This window comes from uncultured Nevskia sp. (genome assembly GCF_903885465.1).
Classification (GTDB): domain Bacteria; phylum Pseudomonadota; class Gammaproteobacteria; order Nevskiales; family Nevskiaceae; genus Nevskia.
The window spans coordinates 1-7,429 of record NZ_CAISIQ010000049.1 but is presented as its reverse complement, the minus strand read 5'-3'; the positions used below and the strand labels follow the sequence as shown (position 1 = coordinate 7,429).

The following is a 7,429-nucleotide window of genomic DNA, read 5'->3' as shown; positions in this document are numbered from 1 at the left end:
CGCGCGCCTCAACATCAAGGACGAGCTGCTGCGTCTCGATGGCGTGGGCGACGTGCAGATCTTCGGTCTTGGCGACTACAGCATGCGGGTCTGGCTGAATCCGCAGAAGCTGGCGTCGATCAGCATGACCACCGGCGACGTCGTCAAGGCGATCCGCGAGCAGAACATCCAGGTCGCCGCCGGCTCGCTGAACGCGCCGCCGGCGCACAGCGATCAAAGCTTCCAGCTGAACATCAACACCAAGGGTCGCCTGGTCACCGAGGAAGACTTCAGCAACATCGTGCTGCGCAGCGACAGCAATGGCGCGGTGATCCATCTGCGCGATGTCGCCCGCATCGAACTCGGCTCCAGCCAGTACGCGCTGCGCAGCCTGCTCAACAACAAACCGGCCACCGCGATCCCGGTGTTCCAGCGCCCGGGTTCGAACGCCATCGAAATCTCCGATGCCGTGCGCAAGAAGATGGAAGAGCTGAAGAAGAACTTCCCGCAGGGCGTCGACTATCAAATAGTCTACGACCCCACCGTATTCGTGCGCGGCTCGATCGAAGCCGTAGTGCACACCTTGTTCGAGGCGGTGGTGCTCGTGGTGCTGGTGGTGATCCTGTTCCTGCAGACCTGGCGCGCGTCGATCATTCCGCTGGTGGCAGTACCGGTTTCATTGATCGGCACGTTCGCGGTGATGAAGATCGCCGGCTTCTCGCTGAACGCGCTGTCGCTGTTCGGACTGGTGCTGGCAATCGGCATCGTCGTCGATGACGCGATCGTCGTCGTCGAAAACGTCGAACGCAATATCGCGCTCGGCAAGACGCCGAAGGAAGCAACAAGGCAAGCGATGAAGGAAGTCACCGGGCCGATCGTCGCCACCGGTCTGGTGCTCTGCGCGGTGTTCATCCCGACCGCCTTCATCAGCGGCCTGAGCGGCCAGTTCTATCGCCAGTTCGCGCTGACCATCGCCATTTCCACGGTGATCTCGGCGTTCAACTCGCTGACCTTGAGCCCGGCGCTCGCCGCGATCTTGCTGAAGGGTCATGACGCACCGAAGGATCGCCTGACCCGCTGGATGGATCGCGGCCTGGGCTGGATCTTCCGGCCGTTCAACCGCGTGTTCGAAGCGGGCTCAGAGCGTTATGTCGGCATCGTCGGCAAGCTGACCCGGCGCAGCTCGATCGCGCTGCTGATCTACGGCGGCCTGATCGGCCTGACCGTGCTCGGCTTCCGCCAGGTGCCCGGTGGCTTCGTGCCGCCGCAGGACAAGCAGTACCTAGTGTCGTTTGCGCAGTTGCCGGACGCCGCTTCGCTCGATCGCACCGAGGACGTGATCCGTCGCATGTCGGACATCGCCCTGCAGCAGCCGGGTGTCGAGAGCGCGGTCGCGTTCCCGGGCCTGTCGATCAATGGCTTCACCAACAGCACCAATGCCGGCATCGTCTTCGTCACCTTGAAGCCGTTCGATCAGCGCAAGGAGAAGACGCTGTCCGCCGGTGCCATTGCCGATGACCTCGACAAGAAATTCCACAACATCCAGGACGCCTACATCGCGATCTTCCCGCCACCGCCGGTGCAGGGTCTCGGCACCATCGGCGGCTTCCGCATGCAGATCGAGGATCGCGGTGCGCTCGGCTTCGAGGAACTGCACAAGCAGACCCAGAACCTGATCGCCAAGGCCAAGGCATCCGGCAAGCTCAAGGACGTGTTCTCGAGCTTCCAGGTCGCCGTGCCGCAGATCGATGCCAACGTCGATCGCGAGAAGGCCAAGGCGGAAGGTGTCGATCTCAACGACGTGTTCCAGACCATGCAGGCCTATCTCGGCTCGGTCTATGTCAACGACTTCAACCGCTTCGGCCGCACCTATCAGGTCAATGTCTCGGCCGAGCCCGGCTTCCGCCGCGAAGCCAAGGACATTCCGCAGCTGAAGACCCGCAACGCTGCCGGCGAGATGGTGCCGCTGGGTTCGTTCGTGACCGTCAACCAGGGCGCTGGGCCGGATCGTGTCAGCCACTACAACGGCTATGCGACGGCCGAGATCAACGGTACTGGTGTCGACGGTGTCAGCTCCGGTCAGGCGCAGGCCTTGATGGAAGAACTCGCCGCCGAGAATCTGCCGCGCGGCATGAGCTACGAGTGGACCGAGCTGACCTACCAGAAGATCATTTCAGGCGACACGACCACCTTGGTCTTCAGTCTTTGCGTGCTGCTGGCCTTCCTGGTGCTGGCCGCGCAGTACGAAAGCTGGAGCCTGCCGCTGGTGGTGATCCTGATCGTGCCGATGAGCCTGTTCTCGGCGATCAGCGGCGTCTGGCTGACTGGCGGCGACAACAACATCTTCACGCAGATCGGCTTGATCGTGCTGGTCGGCCTCGCCTGCAAGAACGCGATCCTCATCGTCGAGTTCGCCCGTGAACGGCAGCTCGAAGGCATGGGCGTGGTCGCTGCCGTAAAGGAAGCCGCACGCCTGCGTCTGCGGCCGATCCTGATGACCTCCTTCGCTTTCATCATGGGCGTGGTGCCGCTGATCACATCGACCGGTGCCGGTGCCGAGATGCGCCATGCGATGGGCGTCGCGGTGTTCGCCGGCATGCTCGGCGTGACCTTCTTCGGCCTGTTGCTGACGCCGGTGTTCTACGTGGTGATCGAAGGCTGGCACGAGCGCCGCAAGGCTGCGCGCGCTACCGCCACACCCGCCGTCATCGCCCATCCGATCGAAGCCTGAGCGCCGTGTCTGCATTCGCATCAATGCCCATATCAATGATTGGGAGGTACCTGCAATGAACACTCAATCCTTATCCGCTAGAACGCTGACCGCTGGCCTGCTTGCGACCCTGCTATCGGCCTGCGCTGTCGGCCCCGACTATCACAGGCCGGAACTGGCACCAATCACGGCGTTCCGCAACGCCCCGGTAACGGACGCTGCGGCGCAGAACTTCGAAGCCCGCTGGTGGACGCAGTTCGGTGATCCGACGCTTGATGCGCTGGTGAGCCGTGCGGTCGCCAACAGCCTCGATCTGAAGATGGCCGTGGCGAGAGTCACGGCAGCACGCGCAGCGGTTGGTGATGCGCAGTCCAATCAGTTGCCGACCATCGGTGCCGACGCCAGCTACACCCGCAGCCGCGGCCAGCAGCCCGGCTTCGGCAGCGACCGCATCAGTATCAACCGCTACCAGGCCGGCTTTGACGCCGCCTGGGAGCTCGATCTCGCCGGCGGCATCCGCCGCTCGGTGGAAGCCGCACAGGCGAACTCGCAGGCCAGCGTCGCCAGCCTGCGCGATGCCCAGGTGCGCCTGATCGCCGAAGTGGCGCGCAACTACTTCGAGCTGCGCGGCGCCCAGCTGCGGCTGGAAATCGCATCGCGCGATCTGGCCAGCCAGAGCGAAACCGTGAAGCTGACGCGCGTACGCCGCGAAGTCGGCACTGGGCCCGAGCAGGATGTGGCGAGCGCATCCGCAAGACTGGCGGCGACCGAAGCCCGCATCCCGCTACTGCGTGCGTCCGAGAAGCTGGCCGGCTATCGGCTCGACGTGCTGACCGGCGCGCGGCCTGGAGAATCCGGCGTTGATCTGTCGCCGCAGTTGTTCAAGACGCTATCCAGCCAGTTGGCGATCGGCGCGCCTCAGGATCTGCTCGCCCGTCGCCCGGACGTGCAGCGCGCCGAACGTGAACTGGCTGCGGCCACTGCCGGCATCGGCATCGCCACCGCGGATTTTTATCCGCATATCGAAGTCGGCGGCTTCATCGGCTTCCTGTCCGGCAACAGCGCCGACCTCGGCACCGTGGCCTCGCAGGCGTTCTCGATCGGCCCGAGCATTTCCTGGAACGGCCTGAACTGGAAGCGCGTGCAAGCGCGCCTCGACCAGAGCAAGGCCAGCGCCGACGAAGCGTTTGCGAACTACCAGCAGACCGTGCTGCTCGCGCTCGAAGACATCGAAGGCTCGCTGACCCTGTTCAACACCCAGCGCGAACGCAGCAACCACCTGCTCGAGCAAGCCCAGCAAAGCCGCCGCGCCGCCGACCTCGCCGGCATCCGCTACCGCGAAGGCGCCACCGATTTCCTGGTGCTGCTCGACGCCCAGCGGACTGCCTTGGCCGCCGAAGACGATCTGGCTCAGGCGGAGACGGCGATCAATACCAGCGCCATTGCCGTCTACAAGGCGCTGGGTGGCGGGTGGGAGGCTGGGGTTTGAGTGGGGAAGCAGAGCGCACGCCTAGCGCCAGCTTAAGCCGCGCACCTGCGCAGCGAAACGGGGGTACGTCGGTCTCGAAGCGATAGTTGACAGACCGCTGAGCAACTTTAGATAGCGTCGTACGAGACACAGATGCACTCCTCCAGCGAATAAGGAACTGTGAAACTCTCGAACTTTGCGCCATTGCCCGTTACTTGGACTTGGAGCACATTGTCCGGCTGCTGATCAATCCTTGCATCGCGTCCGTGAAGAACGAATGGGCGCGAACTTCCATTGGAGTTCCGTCCTTTGCCCGCGCTTCTAGGCGAAACCACTCTCCCTCAACCAGCACGTTCAGAGTCGATGATGCGCCAGCCACTGTGATGTGCTTTGGAACTGCGGTTCTACAGCGCTCTTTGAAGTAGCCCGAGATATCGAAGCTTTCCAGGACGGTGATGGAGGACGCCTCAACTATGGCCGGCATCTGGCAAGAGTGCTTTTACGGGATGGGGTTGCAGCCGACCAGAATTGAAGCTGCGACTGAGAGGAGACGTTTCATGGTTTGCTAACGCCGAGCATCAGCCGCGGATTTGCCGCAGCGAAGCGAAGGCAAATACGTCGGCTGGATGCACTTGTTGGGCAGCCGCCAGAGCGAGATCACGCCTCTTTTTCGAATAGCTCATCGAGTGGACCTCTGATGTTGATTGTTTGAACTTGATACGTGAACTGAACCTCGTTTCGGTCGTCGCCCCGATCGAGAGAGAGCACTTGCTCTACCCTCACGATGGCGTAAATATGTTCATGAGGTCCGCGAAAGACCACGACATTCCCCTCTTTTGCTGTAACGGAATATTTTTCCGGTTCGAAGTCCATTGCAGACGGGTCATCAATCTCGTCTAGCGACTCGGCATATCTTGCGAGAGCAATATGTCCCGGACTCGAATACGCATGAATAACCCCGGACGCCGCGTGGAACCATTTGGTGTCAACCATTATTGGAGACGAGCCAATGGAAAATATTGGGGAGCGGATGTAGTCGAATGTTGCTGAGCCGTGTGGATTTCCGTTGGCCCTATATTGATTGAGAAAATCAGCATTAATTTCCCGAAGCTCACCGCGTAGGTTTGCTGGGAAATCGCGTAACGCGATGCCAGCATCTCGTAGCATCTTCCAACCCTCTCTATATATCTTCGGGTTGGGATCATAGAGACCAATGTATACGGTGCCGATACCTTGATCGATTAATCGCTGAGCACAAGGGATCTTGGGCGCATTCCGCCGACTGCACGGCTCTAGGGTCGTATAGACCACAGCACCGCTTAGATCACTTCCCTTCGCAGATTCAATCGCGCACTTCTCTGCATGATTGCCGCTGGCGCACTGCCCGCGGTAGGCAGACGCCACTTCTACGCCGTCCTTGACGATAACTGCCCCTACTGCAGGCGGAGGATCAGCGCGGTCAGACTCCGAAACGGACTGTGCCGCGAGATCAACAGCCTTCCTCATCCACTTGTAATGTTCGTCGGTCCTTTCGTACTTCAGGGTCTATGCATCCAGTTCGCAGCGGCTTCAGCTTCGTGCTTGCTTTCTCCTGCGGCCCAACGCTGGAGTTAAGCGGCGGCGAAGCCGTCCGCCTTGAACGAAATGTTAGCCCGCAACACGACGCACTGCCTCAATGTCTTTTAGGAAGCTGTCCGTGTTGCGAGGCGAAATCATGACTTCTTTTCTCGGACCGTACTCGATACGCAGGCGATCCAGCGAAAGAGCTGGACTCGATAATGGGTTGCGGGTTGGGGTGATACCGGTGATGGAGGCAACAGGCACATGCCATTTGAATGGGCCACTCCTAATGTGCAGTTGATCTGACTCAACGCGGTAGCTGGTGCCAAACAGCACCCACAACGGTAGGCCCACACCCAGGGCGACGACAGCGACAGCAACCCACCATTGCCCGCCAGCAGATACAGCGGTTTTCCCAGCGAATAGCGAAATTGCTATTGAAACGGCGAGGATGGCAGCAAGCCAAGCGTCAATCTTCGATTTATATACTGTCGCCATGAACATTCTTTTTGCGGGCTAACGCCGAGCTTCAGCCGCGGATTTGCCGTAGCGAAGCGAAGTCAAATACGTCGGCTGGAAGCACTTGTTGGGCCTGCTCACGGTCTGTGCGGAACGTAGCGACAGCAAGAGCTCAACTCTTGCTCCGCTACTGGCTGTTGAACGGCGCGAGCCACCGAGCCTGCCGTGTAGTGGGTGCCGTTCGGCGTGAAGCTGCCGCTTATTTTTATGTATATCGGCACACTCGGCTCGACGACGAGAGGAAATGCTAAATCTGGCCACCCCGTGTCCCATGACCAGTCAATTTTAAATTCATGACTGCCTGGAGCTAGCGTAACGAACGTGTAGGACTTCTCTGGAGGATCAAAGATTGCCTTTCCGTCAATGGTGACAGTGGGAGTACGCAACGTCGGATACGCCCCGATCCGATAGATATACACGTTCGCGTTTGGTGACGGTGGATTAGCCGCTCGAGAATAGGAAGGAGCTCCACTTGGCACGGTTGCGCAAGCAGTGAGTGACAGTGCCAACGACAGCGCAAGGAAACGATTCTTCATGCTTTTTCCCCTAGTGGCCCAACGCCTAGGTTAAGCCGCGGATCCGCCGGAGGCGGGCCCGTCGGCTTGAACCGATTGTTGGAAGACATTGCTGCCCACTGAGCACTGCGCGTCGTACCAGGCAACAAACGCGCACGATGCCGACTGAAACGCTGCCATAGAACACCGTGCAGAACCCAGTACGCCATCCGGATCTTGAAAAAAGATCCGAACCTCGCCCTGCGGCTCCGCCGCTATGAACGTCTTGAAACCATCAAACTGTTCACCTGCGTTCGTTAAAAAGTCAAAGCGCGCGTAGCGGTCAGCATCTTTGCGCACCGCGATGTCTGATTGACCAACGTCTATGTACAAGGCTCGATCAATGATGGCAAATATCTCTGTAGCGGAAAGCTCTGCAAAGCTAGCGTCCCACAACGTGCTGAGGGACGAATGTAGCGCTCTGAATGTTTCTGCGCCCCCCCCAAGACCACAGTGTTCCTCTGAGAGCTTTCCGATGATGGTGCTCGAGAAGTGAATGGCCATGCGACCAAAGCCGACTAAGCCGGGCTGAGCCGGCTCGTGGTATGCCTCAATGGCGAACTCATCCGGATTTCCAAACGTCATGACTATGTCGTCCAACGCCTAAGTTAAGCCGCAGACTTGCCGCGCGCTGCCGCT

At 60.1% G+C, this 7,429-nt stretch carries 5 protein-coding genes; 2 read left to right on the top strand and 3 right to left on the bottom strand.

Annotation, left to right across the window (positions count from 1 at the left end):
• Both QZY06_RS01790 and QZY06_RS01785 read left to right on the top strand, forming a co-directional pair.
• Positions 1-2,710: efflux RND transporter permease subunit (locus QZY06_RS01790; RefSeq protein ID WP_295679418.1), on the top strand; the 2,710-nt coding region annotated here is incomplete at its 5' end.
• Positions 2,711-2,765: 55 nt separating this feature from the next.
• Positions 2,766-4,178 carry an efflux transporter outer membrane subunit gene (locus QZY06_RS01785; protein WP_295679417.1) on the top strand — a complete coding sequence of 471 codons (1,413 nt, stop codon included), beginning with the start codon at positions 2,766-2,768 and terminating at the stop codon, positions 4,176-4,178.
• 636 nt (positions 4,179-4,814) lie between these two features.
• Here QZY06_RS01785 and QZY06_RS01780 read toward each other — a convergent pair.
• The 3 genes from QZY06_RS01780 to QZY06_RS01770 form a co-directional block, all read right to left on the bottom strand.
• Positions 4,815-5,699, bottom strand: coding sequence for a deaminase (locus QZY06_RS01780; RefSeq protein ID WP_295679420.1), 885 nt, complete (start codon positions 5,697-5,699; stop codon positions 4,815-4,817).
• A gap of 105 nt (positions 5,700-5,804) precedes the next feature.
• The gene (locus QZY06_RS01775; RefSeq protein ID WP_295679415.1) at positions 5,805-6,215 is read right to left on the bottom strand and encodes a PH domain-containing protein; all 411 of its coding nucleotides are present in this window, start codon (positions 6,213-6,215) and stop codon (positions 5,805-5,807) included.
• A 587-nt stretch (positions 6,216-6,802) separates the two neighbouring features.
• A complete protein-coding gene (locus tag QZY06_RS01770) occupies positions 6,803-7,375 on the bottom strand; it encodes a hypothetical protein (RefSeq protein ID WP_295679412.1) in 573 nt (190 codons plus the stop codon).
• Positions 7,376-7,429: the final 54 nt, after the last annotated feature.